A 19,060-nucleotide genomic window follows, 5' to 3' on the forward strand; every position below is an offset into this window, starting at 1 on the left:
ACAATTATACCTAATATGAAGATTACAAAGGATAGCTACGTAACCTGCGAATACGAGCTCTACACAGGCAAAGACAAGGAAGAAATCGTCGAGAAGGCAACGCCTGAGGCACCTCTAGCGCTGATCGTCGGGGCGGGATTCCTGCTAGAGGCTTTTGAGAAGCAACTGATGGGTCTAGAGGCTGGCGACAAGTTTGACTTTACCCTCACGCCTGAGGAGGCGTATGGTGAGGTCTCTGACGCTTACGTCCTAGAGCTGGAGAAGGAGCTCTTCAAAAACGATAAGGGTGAGTTCCACTCGGACGTCGTCTACGAGGGCAATGCCGTCCCAATGCTGGACAACCAAGGCAATCAGCTGGTTGGTATCGTCGAGAAGGTCGGCGATGACACGGTGACGATGAACTTTAACCACCCCTTGGCTGGTCAGACACTGCACTTCGTCGGGTCTGTCCTAGAGGCGCGTCCGGCTACTGAGGAGGATCGTCAGAGACTGACGGCACAGTTCTCCGGACATGCGGGCGGTTGCTGCGATGGCGACGAGGGAGGCTGCTCTTGCTGTAGCGGTTGCCACTAAGCAAGCACTATGAATAGCTTCGGACGAAACCTGCGACTGACCACCTTCGGGGAGTCGCACGGAGTCGCATTGGGGGGTGTCCTCGATGGGATACCTGCGGGCTTCCTGATAGACAGGGAGGCTGTGCAGCGCTTTGTCGACTTGCGTCGTCCAGGCTACTCACGATCTACGACAAAACGCCGAGAGCCAGACGAGGTGGTCTGGCTCTCAGGCTTGACTGACGAGGGGCGGACGCTGGGTAGTCCGATAGCCTTCGTAATACAAAACAAGGATGCTCGCTCGCAAGACTACGTCACGGTTACGAGCTTGGGCGGAAAGCCCTTTAGAGCAAATCATGCCGACCTGACTTACTGGCTCAAGTATGGTCTGGAGCCACAGCCTGGAGGTGGTCGGTCGAGTGGCCGTGAGACGGTCGCTCGTGTGGTGGCGGGAGCCGTTGCTCAGCAATGGTTAGAGCAGGTGTGGGGCGTCACGGTGCAAGCTTTCATACAGCAGGTGGGCGTTCTGTCGCTAGCTGGCGACTACACGACTTATCCGCTAGAGCATACTTATGACCGCCTCTGCTACTGCCCCGATGCGACGCTAGATGAGGAGATAGCCGCCTACCTGACTAAGGTCCAAGCTGACCGAGATAGTGTGGGCGGTGTCGTGGGGTGCGTGGTGCGTGGTATGCAGGCTGGCGTGGGCGAGCCGATCTTTGACCGCATACCAGCCCTGCTGAGTTATGCCGTGATGAGCATTCCGGGGAGTCGCGCCTTTGCCTTTGGTGATGGCTTTGACCTAGCGGGACAGCGAGGGAGCGCCGTGCTTGACGAATTACTCGCGATGAGCGATGAGGGCACGGTGACCTTCGGAAGTAATCACAATGGTGGTGCACTCGGCGGGATCACGACGGGACAGGACTTGAGCCTGAGCGTAGCGTTTAAGCCGACCCCAACGATTGCTCGTCCGCAACAGACGCTCACGACTGATGGCGAGCGCGTGACACACACCTTCACGGGGCGTCACGACCCGTGCATAGCACTACGGGCGGTGCCTGTCGTGCAGTCGATGGTGGCGCTGACTCTGGCGGATCTACTGGTCGCTCTCGGCGATTAGTTGCTGGGCAACTTGCGTTGCCTGCGTGATGCGGTTCGCCATACCGATGCCGTCTCGACAATTGCCCGCAATGATGAGTCCAGGATAGCGACGCTCTATCTCAGCAATGGCAGCGCAGCGCTTCTCACTATCGGCACTGTACTGCGGGATCGCATGGCGGTGGCGCGAGATATGCATCATGTCGGGAGCTATGCGTGGATCGATGCGGAGCACTTTGTAAAGGTCTCGAAGCGCAAGCGCACGTACCGTCTCATCGTCTTGATCGATCAAGTCGGGATAGCGCGTCCCGCCCATGAAGATGCTGTAGAGAACTCCTTCAGCAGTCGGGGTGCGGTCGGCAAAGCAGTCCGACGGGAAGAGAACACCGAGGATATCCACCGGCTCTGACGAAGGCATGAGCGCACCGAAGCCACGATAGTTGCTGACCTTACGGTCAAAGCCGACAGCTACCTCCACGATCGGTGCATAGTAGAGACTGGTAATGGGAGATAAGAGTTCGTCGGGGAGCGTCTCTCCGAGGAAGCTCTCCAAGGTGTGGGAGCCTACGGTCGAGACCACCCGATCGGCTGAGACTTCGTGGAGCTCTCCACCTTGCTGGTAAGTGACGAGCCAGTTGCCCGTTGAGCCCTGTCGGACCGATGTGACGGTGGCTCCAGTGAGGATGTTGTCTGTGCCGATCTGCTCGACCATTTCGTGGATCATCGTCTCCAGTCCGTGCTGGGCTGAGTAGACCTCTTTGGTGGCTAGGCGGTCACGGTCGCTCTTGGGCTCTTTGGCTTTTGCCATAGCTCCACGAATGAAGCTCCCGTACTTCTGCTCTAGGTTGTAAAGCTTGGGCAGGGCGTGGCGGGTCTCCAGCTTCATCGGATCGCCAGCGTAGATGCCCCCGACGAAGGGGTCCACGGCATACCGCAGGAAGCTCTTGCCTAGGCGACGCTTCGCGAGGGATCCGACAGATTCGTAGGGATCGTTGCCCTTCTTGCGCCACGGCTCGCCTAGCAAACGGAACTTATCGCCCAGCGTGAAGAGCGGTGTCGTGAGCCCGCTCAAAGGTCCCGAGGGGAGGCGATGCAGTCGACCTTTCTTATAAATGTATCGGCAGTTGCCCGCTGGCGTGGCAGCTTCGTAGCCTGAGGGGAGGAGGGCAAAGAGTTCGGCAACTTCGGGAAAAGAGATCGAGCCTGTGTTAGGTCCCGTTTCGAAGGTGTAGCCTCCTTCCCGCAAAGTGCGGATTTGTCCTCCAGCCCGCTCCGCTTCCTCGAGGACGAGGACGGGCAATCCTGCTTTTCGTAGGTAGAGTGCCGTGGTGAGGCCTGTGATACCGGCACCGATGACTATCGTTTGTTTCATACTGCGTGACTGTTATCGTGATTGTCTAGCGACCATCTCCTGGACGACTGTGAGCAAGCCAGCGGTGAGGCGGGAGAGGTCGTCGGGCTGGATGATGTATGGGGGCATGATGTAGCAGAGCCGGCCGAAGGGTCGTACCCATATGCCGAGCTCTACGAAGCGGCGCTGCATGAAGGCCATATCGACTGGCTCGTCTAGCTCGATCACGCCGATAGTGCCGAGAACGCGCACCTCGGTGACCCCAGCGAAGGTGCTGGCGGGTGCTAGCTCTCGCTTCAGTTGTGCCTCGATCTTGGCGACACGCTCTAGCGTTGGTTCGCGCTGCAGGAGCTGCAGGCTGGCGAGGGCAACGGAGCAGGCCAAAGGGTTCGCCATAAAGGTGGGACCGTGCATGAAGCAGCCCGCCTCGCCACGGCAAACGGTCTCAGCGACGCGCTGCGTCGTGACGATGGCGGAGAGGGTCATATAGCCTCCCGTGAGTGCCTTGCCGAGGGTGACGATGTCGGGCAGGACGCCCGCATGCTCCATCGCAAACATACGTCCCGTACGTCCGAAGCCGGTGGCTATCTCGTCGAAGATGAGCAACACGCCATACTGATCGCACAGCTTGCGCGCCTCGACGAGGTAATTGGGATGGTAAAAGTACATACCTCCAGCGCCCTGTACGATAGGCTCTAGGATAAGCGCTGCGATCTGCTCGCCGTGCTGAGCGAGCACTTGGCGGAGTGGCTCCATAGCGTCGTCGCGCCACGGCTCGCCCCACTTGACGGAGGGCGGTGCGAGGAACTGTTGCTGCGGTAGTGCCGTGCCGAAGATACTGTGCATTCCGGTGACGGGGTCGCAGACACTCATGGCGTGCCACGTGTCGCCGTGGTAGCCTCGACGAATAGTGACGAAGTGGTCACGTTGCCTCTCTCCGAGAGACTGCTGGTACTGGATCGCCATCTTGAGCGCTACCTCGACAGCCACCGAACCGCTGTCCGCATAGAAGATCCAATCAAACCCGTCGGGGAGCATCTTTAGGAGTTCCTCTCCCAGAGCTATGGCAGGTTGATGCGTTAGCCCGCCAAACATGACGTGGCTCATCTTCCCGATCTGCGTCTCCACGGCAGCATTGAGCGCAGGGTGGTTGTACCCATGCACAGCGCACCACCAGGAACTCATGCCGTCGATCAGCTCTGTGCCGTCGGCTAGGTAGATGCGCACCCCCTCGGCGTGCGATACGGGGTAGACTGGGAGCGGATCTTCCGTAGAAGTGTAGGGATGCCACAGGTGCTTGCGGTCCCACGCTAAGGCTTGCTGGACTGTTGGGTCGTATTGCTTCATAGGTTAAGCGGTTTCTTCGGTACGCCAGTCCTTTTCGTTGGTATTGCGATAGCCCATCTCGGCAATGAGCTGCATATCTTCGCGAGCTTGCATGCCGCTGGTCGTCAACATGTCGCCTGTGATGGCACTATTGATGCCGATGTACATAGCTTGTCTCATCACCTCTGGCGAAAGCCTCAGTCGTCCTCCACTAAAGCGCAGGAAAGCTGTCGGATTGATCAGACGAAAGAGCGCTACCGTGCGCAGGTACTCCTCGTCTGTCAGGCGAGGCTCCTTGGCAAGTGGCGTACCAGCGATCGGCTGGAGTATGTTAATAGGTATAGAACGTATGGCGAGCGAACGAAGATAGCAGGCGAACTCGATGCGCTGTGCCATCGTCTCGCCCATACCGATGATCCCTCCCGAGCAAACCTGCAGTCCTACTTCACGAGCCCAGCGAATGGTCTGCTCTTTCTCAGCCTGCGTGTGGGTCGTGCAGAGCTTGGGGAAGTGCGACGGAGCGCTCTCTAGATTGCAGTGGTAGGTGGTGACGCCAGCCTCGTGCAGGCGTCGGAGTTGCTCCTTCGTCAGTAGTCCCATAGAGGAGCAAAGCTTGATATCGCTCGCCTGATGCATCGCCTCGTAGTGCTGAGCGATACGCTCTATCTCTCGATCACTCTGCCCTCGTCCACTAGCCACGAGTGCTATGCGCCCGATGCCCGCCTCGCGATTGGCTCGTGACTCAGCCACGCACGGCTCGACATCCAGCAGCGGGTAGGCCTCCGCCTGCGTATGGTAGTGCGCACTCTGAGCGCACCAGTGACAGTCCTCCGAGCAGTGTCCGCTCTTGACATTGATGATCGAGCAAGTGTCGAAGGCGTCACCCATACAGTGGCGCGTCACACGGTGCGCCGCCTCGTAGAGCGCCTCGCTAGTCGCATCTTTGGCGAGTTGGAGCGCCTCTTCTTGTGTCACTTCCACGGGATCGGAAGAGCAGAGAGAGGTAACGATGTCTGATAAAGATCTCATGAGCATTCTATTGTATATCTATAACCGAATGGACGCATCGCCCACCCCTTGCTTAGTAAAGGAGTCTGCGATACGTCCATCGTTATTGGTGGAGAATTGATACAGTCTTTTGTTGGAGACTGTTATCTCATAGTACAGCCTCTTTAGTCAGCCGTAGCGCGCTCGAGGCGCTTCATGACAGCAAATATGAAGGCGGCAGAGAGGAGACAGCAGATGATTAGCACGCCCCAGAACCAGCCCATAGGCATCTTCTCCCATAGAGAGCCCATCACACCGACGAGCAGGTTACCTATAGCGGTTGCTGCGAGCCATCCACCCTGCATAAGACCAGCGTACTGAGGGGGAGCGACCTTAGAGACGAAGGAAAGACCCATCGGACTGAGGAAGAGCTCAGCAAGCGTTAGTACGAAGTAGGTGCCGATCAGCCAATTAGGCGATACGAGCGTATCACTGGTACCATGGATATGAGCAGGAGCGGGTAGTGCGTATATGATCGTTGGGATCAGTAGTACACAGAATCCGATAGCTGCTAGGAGCATACCGATACCTATCTTGCGAGGAGCTGAGGGCTCCTTACCACGATTGGCCAGGTAACCAAAGAGTCCTACCGTGACAGGAGTTAGCAGGATGATGAAGAATGGATTGAACTGCTGGAAGATCTGAGGTGTAATGTTTCTCAGAGCATCAGCGATAGGCTTGATGTCTACAAAGTATCCACCGGCGAGACCAGCGATACCTAACACGACGAGGATTAAGCCTGTCTTGACATTCTTCTTACCGCCCAGTAGCCCGAAGGTAGAGAGGTAGATACCATACATGAAGCAGATGAAAGGTATCAGCATCAGTAGACTAAACGGCATGTAACCCGCAGCGTCTACACGTGATACCGTATAGTCTCGTGCGAAGAAGGTCATCGTCAAACCGTTCTGGTGGAAAGCCATCCAGAAGAAGATCACAACGAAGAAGACCAGTCCCAGTGCGATGAGACGCTCCTTAACCTCAGCCTTAGACATCTCGACGACATGCGCTGAGCTGTCGCCCTGAGCTGCCATAGCCTTAGCTTGCTTGACGGTCACATCTGCTGCCTTCCACGTCTTACGACAGAGCACGAAGATCAAGATAGATATGATCAAGCTGATACAAGCTACAAAGAACGAGAGACTATAAGACTGTGACAAGGTCGTCGACACATAGTGCTCACCGAAAGCTCGCTCGAAGCTCAACTCCTGAGGCGCTTCACCCTTGTCAGCACGCTCCGCATTGAGCTTATTGTTTAGATCAGCCGTCCACTCAGCAGGGATCTGAAGCATAGTCGCGCGCTCGTTGATCGCAAACTTGGCCGGTTCGTCCTTTGCATCGCGACTGATGAGGATCTCATGGTCAGCATCCGTGATCTGCAGTTGAGGATCACTCGCTAGTCCAGCTTTAGTATACTGGCGGAGGGCTGCTATACGTAGGTCGTGAAGAACCTGTGCTTCGTCCTCGGGGAACATGACACCAGCCTTCTTCTTAGCCGCTGAGATCTTTTGATCCAGCTCCTTAGCCTGTAGCTGAGCATACTCAGGGTGCTTAGCTTTTAGCTCTGCGATAAAGGCTTCGGCATCGACTGTCTCATCGTTGAGCTTATTGTAGTTTGCGGGAATTGTTGCATCGTAGAAGTAGTTCTCCTTAGCTAGTACATTGTTCGTAATCCAGTTACCCATGCTAGGAGCAAAGAAGGCACCGATGTTGATGAACATGTAGAAGATAGAGAACGCCATATCACGTCCTTTAGAGAACCGAGGGTCATCATATATCTTACCCACGAGTGCCTGTAAGTTACCCTTAAAGAGTCCCGTACCAGCAGCAATCAGGAAGAGGGACAAGAGCATGATCGTGATACCCGCACTCCCAGAGCCAAAAGGTAGCCCCAGGAGGAGGTAACCAGCGAACATGATCGTGACACCTGCAAAGATGGTCTTACCATATCCGAGCCATTTATCAGCTATGATACCACCGAAGATTGGGAGGAAGTAGACCAGCGCTAGGAAGGTTCCATATAGCATACTAGTCGTTGCCGAGGAGAAGCCGAACTTCGCCTGTAGGTAGAGCGTCAATATGGCTAGCATCGTATAGTAGCCGAAGCGCTCTCCCATGTTCGTTAGGGCCAATACGATGAGCCCCTTGGGGTGTTTATTTTCCATATGAATGGTTCGTTTATAGATTAGTATTTTTCAAGTTATTCATTGCTGCGGTAGCTCGATCAGCTCGATAGAGCCACTCGTGAGGTCGAAGTATATCGTGTAGGGGAGCTGCCCTAGCTTGTCTGCGCCTAGCTTATGCTCTAGGAGTGCTGGGCGTCCCCACTGCGCTACTGAGAGCTCTAGCGTGATCGCCTGACTGCGCTCTGGGAGCTGTAGAGAGATGCGAGCTCGCCCTGGCTCGATGTAGCGGAGAGCCTTACTCTTGATCAACTTATGTAGCTCCGATTCACTCAGTGGCGCGGGGCGCTTCACCGCTTTGACATCTATATAGATAGGAGCTCCTGAGAGATCCTCCTTGTCGACCAAACCATACTGCGGAGCGAAGCGAGCCACCACTTGTTGTGAGGCTGGCTCGTCAATGGACACGTCCACGATCTCTTCGTAGTATCGTCTCGTAGTACGACCTGCGAAGAGCGCTTGCAGTGCTGCCAGCTCCTTGTCTAGCCCGTCTAGGACCATCTTGAGTGCTGGGCCATCGCATGGCATCGTCTCGACTTGACCCGAGAGTAGCTCCACACGTCGCTCCCGTAGCTCGAAGAGCCTACTTGCCGCCACCTCTGCCTGCTTGGCACGTGAGGTCGCTAGGGCATACTCTTGCGGCAAAGCTTGACTAGCCTCCGGGCTGGTCCCCCCCTTAGGGTAGTCAGCTAGGTAGTCGGTCGTGGTGGGCTGGTACGCCTTGCCGTGGAGTGAGTAGAGCAGTCCCTCGGGTGTCAGAGAGGCCAGCTGCTCGACAGAGGGTGTCGCCACCGACTGGATCAGAAAGCCCTGAGTCGTGTCGGGGACGCCATGGGCATGCATCGCCACACGCTCTATCTGGTAGCGCTTCGCAGGCTGAGTCGGATAGCTTTCACCTAGATACCGAGAGGCATAAGCGACCAGTGGACCAGGCTCAAACTGCTCCTCCGAGAGGACAAAGTGTATGCGTAGTTGCGTCTTCGGTAGATAGTAAACGACCCCGTTCGCAGGCTGTTCGCCAGCCACGTACGGAGTCACAGTCGCCTGACGACTAGCGCAGCTCGTGAGCCACACCATCGTCATCACCATCGCCCATCTAATTAGTCGGGTAGGGGTCTTAAATCTGTGCATAATCTACCAGTGAGAAATAGACTTGGGACAAAGATACGAAAAAGAGATTAGAGGTTAGAGATTAGAAATTAGAGATTAGCGGTTAGAGCAGCGATACTCGAGCCGTGTATCCCTAGTTATCGTCATGTGTAGCTCCTAGACGGCTGGTTATAATGCGTCAGCCCTGGGCTTGGGACGAAGTGTTGATCTCTGTGTCGATGTTTTTCGTACTTTTGTACGAATCAATCATCTAAAAAACGAAGGTTCTATGACACGACGACTACATGTTTTACTATTTGCACTGACTGCGCTGTTCCTCGGGCAGGCAGTCTGTACCGCTCAGACTCCCGCTGAGACTGCTCAGATCGAGCTGATCGTACCTAAGGGTACTCAGTATGTCAACTTTGAGGTGAGCTACCTCGGTACCGAGGCGAACAACATCTACTTCGGCGACGGCACCGTAGAGTCGTACAAGGGCCGAATGCAGACTGTCAATCATAAGTATGCCACTAAGCTAACGGAGGAGACAGTCATCAAGATTGAAGCTACTCAGCTGACGCAGCTACGCAACACCAGTGCACCTACGGGCTTCTCAGGCTTTGGCAAGATTGTGGCTCCAGCGCTACAGTCGCTTCGCCTAGGTATCAACAACTACACGCTCCGTGACAGTCGCGAACAGATGGTGGATCTCTCTGCCTGTCCTAAGCTCGAAGAGGTTTCCCTCTACAATGTCCCTGGCATCAAGCTACCTACAGAGCATGCGGTGCTTAAGAAGGTGACCATCTCCAGCCCTGCCAATACCTCAGATCGACACTATGCGACACTATCCAACAAGCAGCTAGACCTATCTGGCTACACCGCCCTAAAGCAGGTCAAGCTACAGTATCAGCCGAACCTAGAGACGGTCAATCTAACTGGAGTGACTGCCCTAACCGACCTCACGCTCAACCAGTGCAACCTCTATAAGATCGACGGCATCAAAGAGCTAGTAGCGCTCAAAGAGGTAGACCTATCGGGCAACTATCTTCCCTACTCTTCGCTACCACTCAAGCGTGCTGCGCTAACCTCCTTTAAGTATAGACAGGAGGGTATACACCTAGCTCCCGAGTGCGTGGACAAGAACACGATCCACCTAGCCGACATGCTCGAGGTAAAAGATGCTGATGGTGTAGCACAGCCTACAATCCTCAAGCAGGTCAAGCAGCTCAACAAGACACGTACGCTCACGGAGGGACAGGACTACATCCTCAAGGGGAGCGATCTCATCATCTTAGAGAGTGGCTTCTGTGGCTTAGGAGGCGCTGACCCGCTAGACGCTATCCAGCTAAGCATCAAGACTACCAATGCCTACTACCCCGACTACGGTAAGAGTACTCATGACATGCCTGAGCTCAAGCTAGACATAACTCGCGAGGGTGCTGTCTATCCTCAGGAGAAGCAGAAGCTTACCTTCACCGCTAGCGAGGGAGGCTCCATCAAGGCTATGGCGGGCGACACAGAGCTCACCACAGGTGCCGAGGTAGAGCCTGGCACACCGCTCACCTTTACAGCAACACCAGCTGAGGGCTATATGATCACCGAGTGGCGTGTCAATGACAAGGTGCAGATGACTCCAGGGCTTAACAAGAAGCCAGTCACGGATGCTACCTTTAAGGTCGATATGTACAGCAAGCCGATGACGGTGACCGTCACCTTTGCCAAGGCAGAGGGGACCTTCGCTGTCAACTTCTCCAAGGAGGGCGCGGGCAATCTGACCGCTAAGGTCGATGGTAAGACGATTACCTCAGGCACTTTTGTTGCCAAGGGTGCGAAGGTGCTCTTTGAGGCGAAAGCTTTTACCAACAACATCGTCAAGGAGTGGCAGGTCAATGAGGAGGTCATCCCCGAAGGCAAGGAGCAAGCAAGCTACACGCTGACTGTAGACAAGACCTCGGACGTCAAGGTGATCTTTGCTGTCCATGACGCTATCGATGCTGTCACTGGCGCTCGCTATCAGATCGCTCAGACGGCCCAGACACTCACCGTGCTGGGTGCTGTGGCAGGTGAGACGATCCGTCTCTACACGCTCACGGGCACTCCCGTCGCCACGGCAACGGGCGACGCTACGCTCCTCATCGCGCAGCTCCCCGCTGGCGTCTACCTCCTACAGATCGGCAACGACTGGGTCAAGGTGACGCTCTAGCCCGCTGGCACGAGTAGCGATATGTAGGGACGCTCGGTCGAGCGTCCGTCCCCGTTAAAGCCACAACGCTGTAACCTTTGATACAACGGACGCTCGACCGAGCGTCCCTACATATCGCTACTCGTCTCATCAAGCCACACGGCTTCATCTAGAAAAGTCTCGGGGGACGAAGATTCAGATATTTATTGTATCTTTGCCCCCCGAAGCTTGTCTCCTCAAGTGTGAGCAGCTCACCGATTGCTACTTGATCGGGGCAAGCCCTTGCGGTATCCACGTGGTGCTAGACGATAGCATAGATCTTCGCTAGCCCTCTGTCCACCTGATGGAAGGAGAGCCACGCCCCTGCAAGATTATTAACTACTTAAACGCATCAAAGCAATGAAAAAGGATCTACATCCTGAGAATTACCGTCCAGTGGCATTCAAAGATATGTCCAACGACGAAGTCTTCATCACGAAGAGTACAGCCAACGCTAAGGAGACTATCGAGATCGATGGCGAGACCTATCCGCTCATCAAGATAGAGATCTCCAACACGTCTCACCCCTTCTACACGGGCAAGGCTAAGCTCGTCGATACAGCAGGACGTGTTGATAAGTTCATGAGCCGCTACGGCAATCGTGGTAAGAAGGCTGACAAGTAAGCCACACATCTAGGTCTGAGTGCGCCGTCTGCGCCTCTTGACCTGTCCCAAATTACAAAGCACGCTACACACCCTCGTCGGTGCGTAGCGTGCTTTGCGTATATCCCTACTTGAGGCTGTCGACTTTTGCAGCAGTATCCTCTGGGAAGCCTACCTACGTATCAAAAAAAGATGTCCCTCCCCAAGTAGGAAGAGACATCTCTCTAGTCATTTAGTTGCGGAGACAGGACTCGAACCTGTGACCTTTGGGTTATGAGCCCAACGAGCTACCACTGCTCCACTCCGCGATCGTTTGTATCTGCAAAGGTACGAAGAATATCCGAGACGACCAAACCTCCGCTAGTTGCACCACTCTCAAATCCGCATTCACAAAGAAGATGCAGGCGCCGAGGCTAAACCTAGCGAAGGTACAACTACTGATAGTAGTCTACGGGGCTAAATCCTTTCTTGCTGATAGGAATACGCATTGCTACAAGAGTGCCTCGAACGCCTATGCTGGACGGAAGCCCCATAATGCGCTCTCCCTTAGGGTTGCTTACGAAAAGGGCACGGCCCGAGTAAATCAAGTACTCTCCCCCGAGACCATTTACTAGCATTTTCCTTGAGGTGCGAATACCAAAGCCTCGATTCTCTGCTCCTGGAAAGTTCTTTGTAGATACTTGGTCGTTTATGATAGCCTCCATAGCCTCTGTGTCGCTATTGGTCTCATCCATGCGCCCAGACTCTCTGAAGCTACCTATCAGCGAGATACCACTGTCAAAGATAGACAAGTCTATATATCCCAATCTAGGGTAGGCTTGACAACTTATGTATCCACACTTAGAGCATGCGTGCTCCAAAATATTGTCAATTGTCTCTGAGATTAGGTAGGTTAGAGCTGTATGTATCTCTGTAGGCAGACTTGCTCGCCTTCTCAGAAACTCTGCAACGCTGGAGCCTATATGAGACTCTCTCTGCACACCTTGACCTTCTGTTGTAAAGCGGAGTATTGGGAGGTATGTCTTGTTTTCAAAAGCTTTAAAGCAATCACTCGTAGCTTCGGGCGAATCTAACTGTAGACCATAGCTGTCGAAGTGGACAGTGCTTAGATAGTTGTTTGTTGTTAAGAGGACCTTTTTGTCTACAGATAGGAGCTTGATTAGTACGGCACTCATGAAGAGAGGCGTCACAAAGATGGACTCTCCAAAGCAAAGGCTAATCTCATCGTCAAAGCTCTGCTCTATCTGCGCAATAATCTTGACGGCCTCCTCTAGTCCGTTTAAAAACACGGAGGAGACACTCTTGACGCAACTGATCTGCATCAAAAGGTGTAAGCTAACTGATCGAGAGCTTCTTCCAGTGCTTGAACACTTCCGAGGGTCGTCGTTTTGACTTTGCTCAATGCCCTTTTAGCGGTCTTGCCTTGCGTTTGCTTTACAGCATTCCAAACCTCTGAAACCGCAGGAGCTAGATTGACGTATCGCACGCGATTGCTGCCCAAGGTCTCTGAGTTGTACAGCTCATCCATAAAACTACGACTGGCAAACGTGACACCAGAAAAATCTAAGACAACAGCCTCGCAGTCTCTCCTAGCGACTACCTCTTCCAAGAGGCTTACGCTCTTACGAGACACAAGGGTAGTCCCCAGGTCACTAGCTACTAATATGATGGTCTGAGATGTTTTCATAGAGTCTTGTGGTCTAGCTTGTGTAGCCTTCGTTTGTATTTACTAGAGCAAAGGTAAACAAACAAACTGTCAAATGCAAGAACTAGACCCGCGCCCTAGGGCTGATGCATGATAAAAATGAGCTCGTTTCAATTGCTCCCTAGGAATTGCCCAAATTCCTACCTAGGAAATGGCCAAATTCTTCGGACTTATTTTTTGATTCCTCCGAAGTTTCATTTGATTCCTCCGAAGTTTCATTTGATTCCTCCGAAGAATTTTTTATTTCCTAGGTAGGAATTGGGGGAATTCCTAGGTACCTATTTGGCAAATTCCTAGGTAGGAATTCAATTCTTCGGGAGGAAGGCGTAATCAGAGAGTTTCGCTAGGAGTAAGCAGCCGTCTCAGAGGTGCGAGCTTTTTACGGCTCTTCGTAGAGCCCGAGGGTGAGCGACTCGCCGTCCCAGCGGGCGTAGGAGTTGTAGTGGATCCAGTCGCCGAGGATGATGCAGCGACGGTCGTCGGGGAGCGAGAGATTCAGCAGCAGATGACGGTGACCATATATATAGTAGTCTATCTCGGGGTGCTGCGGGATTAGCTCTTTGGTGTACTGTACGAGCCATTCGTCCCGCTCCACATTCATCTGCGGGTTGTAGCCTGGTCGTGAGGGATCATCAGCCGCTCGCATTTGTCGCAGACGATTGCGGTAAGCCCACCGCTGAGCGAAGCCGACGGTCCAGCGTGGATGGATGGCGGCATAGAGACGCCTTGCGAGTCGGCTTTCGAAAGTGCCAAAGAGCCAGCGCTCCTTCTTATAGCGTAGGGCGTACTCCCGATGTCCGTGCGATAGGCGGAAGGTGCGTCCTTTGAGCTGGCAGACGACGGTGTCGCGATGCACGATGATGCCGAGCTCTTGGGTAAAGTAATCGGTGAGCCAGAGGTCGTGATTGCCCATGATGTAGTGCACCTCGACACCCCGCTCCACAAGATCAGCCAGAGCGGCGAGGAAGCGTACCGACCCCCTCGGCACGACATACTTGTAGTCAAACCAGTAGTCGAGCATATCGCCTAGCAGGTAGACCGCCTCGGCATCGTCCGCTATGGAGCGTAGCCAGGCGACGAGTCGTAGTTCAGCACGCCTAGGATCGTCGTGGTAGGGCGACCCTAGGTGTGCATCGGATAGGAAGTATATAGCTCCCATAGTTGAGGGTATCAGCTAAGCTTTTCCTAGAGGAAGCCTAGCTCCAGCTGTGCCTCCTCGGACATCATCGAGCTATCCCACGGCGGGTCGAAGGTGAGCTCTATGTCACAGCGCTTGACGCCCTTGATGCTCTCGACCTTGATCTGTACATCCTGCAGGATGAAGTCTGCGGCCGGGCAATTGGGCGCCGTGAGCGTCATCGTGATCACCACCTTGGTCCCTTCGTCCTGTATATCCACGTTGTAGATGAGTCCTAGGTCGTAGATATTGACAGGGATCTCAGGATCGTAGACGGTGCGGAGCATCTTGACGATCTGCTCCTCTAGTTGTAGTGTCTCCATAGGCAGATTACTTAACAAGGTTCATCTCGTCGAGCAGACGCTGGCAGTGACCATACTTGTCGACGAGCATGAGGAGGTAACGGATGTCTAGGATAATGCTTCGCTGGTAGTTGGGCAGGTACTCGATGTCGCCACCGACACCCTCCCAGTTGCGGTCGAAGTTGAGCCCGATAAGGCGTCCCTTGCCATCGAAGACAGGGCTACCTGAGTTACCACCCGTCGTGTGGGTCGTAGCGCAGAAGTTGACAGGCATCTCGCCATTGGGTAGTGCATAGACGCCGTAGTCCTTCTGCTTGTAGATCTCTTTGATTCGATCAGGCAGGGCAAACTCCCAGCTCTTGGGGTCTTCCTTTTCCATCACACCCGTGAGGGTCGTCTGATGACCGTAGTAGACGTTGTCGCGAGGAGCGTAGCCACGCACATTACCGTAGGTAAAGCGGAGCGTCAGGTTAGCATCGGGCCATACCTTGCGCGCACCCTGCATATCCATCATGCCACGCACGTAGTCTCTGTGAGCCAGCTTGATCGGATCGTCGTAGGCAGCCTGCTGCTCACGCATCTGGACGAAGAGATTGATGGTGGAGACGGCAAACTGCGTCATCGGATCGTTCAGGAGTTGCTCACGTGACGGAGTCTTGAGGAAAGCCTCGAAGCGTGCTGGATCGGCAAAGATCGAGCTGTCGAAGAGATGAGCCACGTAAGCCTGCACGGAGCCATACTGAGCCACACCCTCACGAAGAGCTACTGGCCAGTGCGCCTTATCGATGCGCTCGGTGTAGCGCTGCAGGAGTACCGTCGCTACCTCCTTGTCGACCGCTGGGTCATAGTCCTTATTATAGAAGGCCGCGTAGCCACTACGCAGCTCGCTGATGATCTCCTCGCGCACCTTCGGATCGCTCCACTGCTGGAGCTTCTTGCCGTCGGCTAGCGGTATCTGGAGAAACTCGATCGGCGTCAGGATACCCTCCATCAGGTACCACTGCACACGACGAGCCTCACGGCGCGCAGCGACACAGTCGGCAATCGTTTGGATAGCCTTCGTCACCTCGGGGCGGTTGTTTGCCTTAGCCCATTGCGCCAACTCATCCTGCTGTGCACGCTTGGTCGCCTGTAGGTTGCGGGTGCGGATCGCCCAGTTGGCGCCTTGAGCGCGCTTGTAGCCATTTTGCGAGTAAGCGTACTTAGCCGCGTACTGGATATTGACCTTTTCGTCAGCGAGCATACGACGGAGCATCACCTCCTGACGTAGACCACGCATCTCGATACGTATGTTGTTGTCGATCTCAGACCACTCGTCCACCTGCGCCTCGGTGAAGAAGTGATTGGTCGTACCAGGGAAGCCCATGATCAGCGCAAAGTCGTCACGCTGTACGCCCGAAGTAGAGACCGCTGCGAAGCGCTCTGGCTTGTAGGGCACGTTGTCGGCGCTGTAGTCGGCGGGGTTATTGTTCTTGTCCACATAGACACGGAAGATAGAGAAGTCTCCTGTGTGGCGAGGCCACATCCAGTTGTCCGTGTCGGAGCCATACTTACCGATAGCGCTGGGCGGAGCCGCTACGAGACGCACGTCGGTGAAGACCTTCTTGGTAAAGAGGTAGTAGCGGTTGCCCCCGTAGAAAGGCTTTAGCTCGTAACGAATGCCAGGCTGCCGCATCGCCTCCTCGCCTACGATGGCGGGGATCATCTTGGTGAGCGTCGCAATGGAAAAAGCTGCCATCGGATCCTCCTTGTAAGGAGACTCCTTCAGCAGTTTGTTCACTTGGTCGGTCACGTTGGTGATCTTGTCAATGGAGATCACCTCTAGTCCAGGACAGGGCAGCTCCTCACGCATGGACTGTGTCCAGATGCCATCGCGTAGGTAGTTATGCTCTACGGCTGAGTGGCTCTGTATCTGGTCGTAGCCGCAGTGGTGGTTGGTTAGGACCAATCCTTGGTTCGAGACGAAGACGCCAGAGCAGCCTCCGTCAAACATCACGACCGCCCGCTGTAAGCAGGGTCCATCAGGATTGTATATCTCCTCCACGGGGATCTGTAGCCCCTTAGCTCGGAGCTCGTCAGCGTGGTCTGCCATCTGCTCCAGTAGCCACATACCGCCGTCGGCTAGTGCGACAGCCGATAGGGTGAGACTGGTCAACAGGAGCAGGAGTACTCTTCTTAGGTGAGTTGTCATAGGTAGTTCTCTTTTTGTATATGTATTGCGTTAATTCTCTTAGGTAGTTGGTGGTGGCGCTTGCTCTTGCGCTAGCATAGCGTTATAGTAGCGGATGTCACCCGTCACCTCACGCCCCAGCCAAGAGGGCAATGCTGGGCAATCTGTCGGGCTCGTCAGTTCCACCTCTGCCATGACCAAGCCTTCTAGCCGCCCGCCGAAGCGATCCACCTCCCATACGAAGCCCTCGTAAGGTACGTAGTAGCGCACTTTCTCTAGGCAACTGCTAGCGCACTGGCGTAGCATCGCCTCCGCATCAGCGAAGGGGATCGGGTACTCCCACTCAGAGCGGATGAGCCCGTCGGCGGATGAGCCCCCCTTGATAGTGAGTCGTGCCTCTTCGTCGATGATGCGCACCCGCACAGTTACCCGCTCATCTACCGTCAGGTAGCCCTGGCGGATATGGTGGCGGTGAGACGCCTCTCGGAGGTAGTCGTCACGACAGACGAGGTACTTGCGCTCGATCTCTAGCATTGGGGGTAAAAGCTACGATATCGTCACCTCAATAGCGCCCATCGGGAAGCCATCAAACGTGACATCTCGATACTGTACCATCGGGTAGTCCTGCTCGATGCGGTTGATGATGAGCTGATGAAGGACACCCTGCCCAGCGCCATGGATGAAGATCACCTTACTGCCGCGACGCTCCAGACGCTTGTCCAGCTCACGGCGAAAGTTCTTCAGCTGATAGAGTAGCACCTCGTGCGGAGTCATCCCCGTAGCGTTTGGGAGGATACGCTCTGCCTCCAGTCCTACCTTCTCGATGGTTTGCTCGGGAGCTGCGGGCGCAGGCTGTGGAGCCGCTGTAGGTTCAGGTTGCTTACGCTCAGGATGAGGCTGAGGAGCGCTCTGCTTAGGTGGCTTTTGGGAAGCTTTCTGAGCCCCCTTCTGAGGTCCCTTTTGTGGTGCCGTTGTAGCCTTTGTCTGCTCGATCGCACGCTGTGGCAATGCTCCCGAACGACTGGGCGCTGGCTGTGGCTCCTCTGCGGGAGCTTGCTGAGAGCCATCGTACGCCTCCAAGACTGGAATGACAAGCGCATCCTCATCAAAGAAGGGGTTCTCACGGAAGGAGTGGCGCTTCGCCAGCTTGACCACATCCATCCGCACCTGACGCTCTACGGGGGGCATGGAGCGATAGGTACGCTCGGGCTTGTAGGCGATAAACTGGAAGTGTGAGACGGCGTGATCGTTGATCTCCGACGCGTCAAACTCCTCGACCAGCACCCGCATATCCGGCTCTAGGACACCCGCCGAGCGAAGTTTGTAGCCCCCCGCGGAGGTTGTCGTGCTGTAGGTGAAGAGGAGGTGGTAGTTGCTCTCGTTGATCAGATAAGTTTCGTAAGGCGACTGTCCGAAGTGCTCGTACGATACGGGTAGATAGGCGACATGCACCTGTAGCTGCTCGCCTCCCGAGCGGTCAAACCAGGGACCCTTGGAGAGGGGTGCTACGAAGCTCAAATCCTGCTCGGCATCCTCGACCACCTCAGGGGTAGTGGGTGTCGCAGCAGGCGCCTTGCTCTTGTCTAGTTGCGGTTGTTGCGCTACTGGCTCTTGTCGCTTCACTACGGGAGGTTTGTAAGCTGGTACGAAGGTGTCCCGGCTGTCCACCACCACGCATTCATGTATCGGTGTGGGTAGCTCGAAGCCGTCGGGGCCCTCGACCCATGCCACGCCACGCTCTATGCGCTTGACGACACCACCGCCTGATGCGTTGAGATAGCGGATGGTGTCTCCTACTTTTATATTCTGTGCCATTGCTGATTTCTATTTCTATGCGAAGATACCAAAAATAGCGCAATCGCCCACCTCTTCGTCTCTCGAGAAATCCATTTCCTCCGTGGAATCGAAAAGTTCCTCCGTTGGAACTAAAAAGTTCCAAGAGGGGAACTGTTTTTGGAACTTGTATGTATAGAGACTGTTGCAAAAGTCAACAGTCTCACAATCTTGCTTGCAAGATTGTCTAGACTTTGCAGAAAGGATGAAGCGCAAGGCGCTGAGGGTGAGGTCTGAAGGGAGCATACCTACGTATGTGACCGAAGCCGAATCCCGAAAGCAACGCAGCGATTCGCCTTTATGCAACAGTCTCGTATAACGAATTCAGCACGATACAAACAGCTGATACGAGCGCCCTGCTCTATGATGACTCACAGCTCAAGGGTTTTTAAGGGGTTACAGAA

Annotated in this window: 16 protein-coding genes and 1 tRNA gene; 4 read left to right on the forward strand and 13 right to left on the reverse strand. The window is 54.8% G+C overall.

From position 1 onward, the window contains the following. Positions 1 to 15: 15 nt before the first annotated feature. Complete coding sequence (locus L215_RS0102275; protein WP_027451277.1) at positions 16 to 573, forward strand: FKBP-type peptidyl-prolyl cis-trans isomerase; 558 nt, start codon at positions 16 to 18, stop codon at positions 571 to 573. Between the two features lie 9 nt (positions 574 to 582). Continuing rightward, positions 583 to 1,671, forward strand: a complete 1,089-nt coding sequence (gene aroC, locus L215_RS0102280; RefSeq protein WP_027451278.1) for a chorismate synthase — start codon at positions 583 to 585, stop codon at positions 1,669 to 1,671. On the opposite strand, the gene hemG is transcribed toward aroC, so the two are convergent. The 5 genes from hemG to L215_RS0102305 all read right to left on the reverse strand — a co-directional run bounded on the left by hemG (position 1,648) and on the right by L215_RS0102305 (position 8,687). Further along, on the reverse strand, positions 1,648 to 3,021 hold the full coding sequence (gene hemG, locus L215_RS0102285; RefSeq protein WP_025883708.1) for a protoporphyrinogen oxidase: 1,374 nt from the start codon (positions 3,019 to 3,021) through the stop codon (positions 1,648 to 1,650). The two genes, aroC and hemG, sit on opposite strands and share 24 nt — an antisense overlap. A gap of 12 nt (positions 3,022 to 3,033) precedes the next feature. Further along, positions 3,034 to 4,347 (reverse strand): adenosylmethionine--8-amino-7-oxononanoate transaminase, encoded by a 1,314-nt coding sequence (gene bioA, locus L215_RS0102290; RefSeq protein ID WP_025883709.1) that lies wholly within the window; start codon positions 4,345 to 4,347, stop codon positions 3,034 to 3,036. 3 nt (positions 4,348 to 4,350) lie between these two features. Continuing rightward, entirely contained in the window at positions 4,351 to 5,355 is a 1,005-nt protein-coding gene (gene bioB, locus L215_RS0102295; protein WP_044111631.1) for a biotin synthase BioB, read from the reverse strand. Positions 5,356 to 5,498: 143 nt separating this feature from the next. Next, the gene (locus tag L215_RS0102300; RefSeq protein WP_027451280.1) at positions 5,499 to 7,538 is read right to left on the reverse strand and encodes a peptide MFS transporter; all 2,040 of its coding nucleotides are present in this window, start codon (positions 7,536 to 7,538) and stop codon (positions 5,499 to 5,501) included. Positions 7,539 to 7,577: 39 nt separating this feature from the next. After that, a complete protein-coding gene (locus L215_RS0102305) occupies positions 7,578 to 8,687 on the reverse strand; it encodes a DUF4831 family protein (RefSeq protein WP_238296510.1) in 1,110 nt (369 codons plus the stop codon). Positions 8,688 to 8,934: 247 nt separating this feature from the next. On the opposite strand from L215_RS0102305, the gene L215_RS0102310 reads away from it, so the two are divergent. Both L215_RS0102310 and L215_RS0102315 read left to right on the forward strand, forming a co-directional pair. After that, positions 8,935 to 10,848: an InlB B-repeat-containing protein gene (locus L215_RS0102310; RefSeq protein WP_027451281.1), complete on the forward strand. Its 1,914-nt coding sequence runs from the start codon at positions 8,935 to 8,937 to the stop codon at positions 10,846 to 10,848. 378 nt (positions 10,849 to 11,226) lie between these two features. Further along, positions 11,227 to 11,490 carry a type B 50S ribosomal protein L31 gene (locus L215_RS0102315; protein ID WP_004330764.1) on the forward strand — a complete coding sequence of 88 codons (264 nt, stop codon included), beginning with the start codon at positions 11,227 to 11,229 and terminating at the stop codon, positions 11,488 to 11,490. A gap of 215 nt (positions 11,491 to 11,705) precedes the next feature. Here L215_RS0102315 and L215_RS0102320 read toward each other — a convergent pair. The 8 genes from L215_RS0102320 to L215_RS0102355 all read right to left on the reverse strand — a co-directional run bounded on the left by L215_RS0102320 (position 11,706) and on the right by L215_RS0102355 (position 18,638). Further along, a tRNA-Met gene (locus L215_RS0102320) sits at positions 11,706 to 11,777 on the reverse strand. A gap of 126 nt (positions 11,778 to 11,903) precedes the next feature. After that, complete coding sequence (locus L215_RS0102325; protein WP_154657833.1) at positions 11,904 to 12,794, reverse strand: hypothetical protein; 891 nt, start codon at positions 12,792 to 12,794, stop codon at positions 11,904 to 11,906. Further along, positions 12,791 to 13,156 (reverse strand): hypothetical protein, encoded by a 366-nt coding sequence (locus tag L215_RS0102330; RefSeq protein ID WP_025883714.1) that lies wholly within the window; start codon positions 13,154 to 13,156, stop codon positions 12,791 to 12,793. Before L215_RS0102330 ends, L215_RS0102325 begins: the two co-directional genes overlap by 4 nt. A gap of 397 nt (positions 13,157 to 13,553) precedes the next feature. Beyond that, entirely contained in the window at positions 13,554 to 14,333 is a 780-nt protein-coding gene (locus L215_RS0102335; protein ID WP_025883715.1) for a UDP-2,3-diacylglucosamine diphosphatase, read from the reverse strand. A gap of 26 nt (positions 14,334 to 14,359) precedes the next feature. After that, a complete protein-coding gene (locus tag L215_RS0102340; protein WP_025883716.1) occupies positions 14,360 to 14,674 on the reverse strand; it encodes an iron-sulfur cluster assembly protein in 315 nt (104 codons plus the stop codon). A 7-nt stretch (positions 14,675 to 14,681) separates the two neighbouring features. Continuing rightward, positions 14,682 to 16,844 carry a S46 family peptidase gene (locus tag L215_RS0102345; protein ID WP_027451282.1) on the reverse strand — a complete coding sequence of 721 codons (2,163 nt, stop codon included), beginning with the start codon at positions 16,842 to 16,844 and terminating at the stop codon, positions 14,682 to 14,684. A gap of 39 nt (positions 16,845 to 16,883) precedes the next feature. Further along, positions 16,884 to 17,357 carry a CYTH domain-containing protein gene (locus tag L215_RS0102350; RefSeq protein ID WP_025883717.1) on the reverse strand — a complete coding sequence of 158 codons (474 nt, stop codon included), beginning with the start codon at positions 17,355 to 17,357 and terminating at the stop codon, positions 16,884 to 16,886. A gap of 12 nt (positions 17,358 to 17,369) precedes the next feature. Further along, a complete protein-coding gene (locus L215_RS0102355; RefSeq protein ID WP_027451283.1) occupies positions 17,370 to 18,638 on the reverse strand; it encodes a DUF2027 domain-containing protein in 1,269 nt (422 codons plus the stop codon). Positions 18,639 to 19,060: the final 422 nt, after the last annotated feature.

It is taken from the genome of Porphyromonas uenonis DSM 23387 = JCM 13868, assembly GCF_000482365.1.
Taxonomy (GTDB): domain Bacteria; phylum Bacteroidota; class Bacteroidia; order Bacteroidales; family Porphyromonadaceae; genus Porphyromonas; species Porphyromonas uenonis.

Bases quoted from the DNA above. Each gene is read 5' to 3' on its own strand.
- L215_RS0102275 (WP_027451277.1), top strand. From the start codon at position 16: ATGAAGATTACAAAGGATAGCTACGTAACCTGCGAATACGAGCTCTAC.
- bioA (WP_025883709.1), bottom strand. From the start codon at position 4,347: ATGAAGCAATACGACCCAACAGTCCAGCAAGCCTTAGCGTGGGACCGC.
- L215_RS0102330 (WP_025883714.1), bottom strand. From the start codon at position 13,156: ATGAAAACATCTCAGACCATCATATTAGTAGCTAGTGACCTGGGGACT.
- L215_RS0102300 (WP_027451280.1), bottom strand. From the start codon at position 7,538: ATGGAAAATAAACACCCCAAGGGGCTCATCGTATTGGCCCTAACGAAC.
- L215_RS0102335 (WP_025883715.1), bottom strand. From the start codon at position 14,333: ATGGGAGCTATATACTTCCTATCCGATGCACACCTAGGGTCGCCCTAC.
- hemG (WP_025883708.1), bottom strand. From the start codon at position 3,021: ATGAAACAAACGATAGTCATCGGTGCCGGTATCACAGGCCTCACCACG.
- L215_RS0102305 (WP_238296510.1), bottom strand. From the start codon at position 8,687: ATGCACAGATTTAAGACCCCTACCCGACTAATTAGATGGGCGATGGTG.
- aroC (WP_027451278.1), top strand. From the start codon at position 583: ATGAATAGCTTCGGACGAAACCTGCGACTGACCACCTTCGGGGAGTCG.
- L215_RS0102355 (WP_027451283.1), bottom strand. From the start codon at position 18,638: ATGGCACAGAATATAAAAGTAGGAGACACCATCCGCTATCTCAACGCA.
- L215_RS0102345 (WP_027451282.1), bottom strand. From the start codon at position 16,844: ATGACAACTCACCTAAGAAGAGTACTCCTGCTCCTGTTGACCAGTCTC.
- L215_RS0102315 (WP_004330764.1), top strand. From the start codon at position 11,227: ATGAAAAAGGATCTACATCCTGAGAATTACCGTCCAGTGGCATTCAAA.
- bioB (WP_044111631.1), bottom strand. From the start codon at position 5,355: ATGAGATCTTTATCAGACATCGTTACCTCTCTCTGCTCTTCCGATCCC.
- L215_RS0102350 (WP_025883717.1), bottom strand. From the start codon at position 17,357: ATGCTAGAGATCGAGCGCAAGTACCTCGTCTGTCGTGACGACTACCTC.
- L215_RS0102340 (WP_025883716.1), bottom strand. From the start codon at position 14,674: ATGGAGACACTACAACTAGAGGAGCAGATCGTCAAGATGCTCCGCACC.
- L215_RS0102310 (WP_027451281.1), top strand. From the start codon at position 8,935: ATGACACGACGACTACATGTTTTACTATTTGCACTGACTGCGCTGTTC.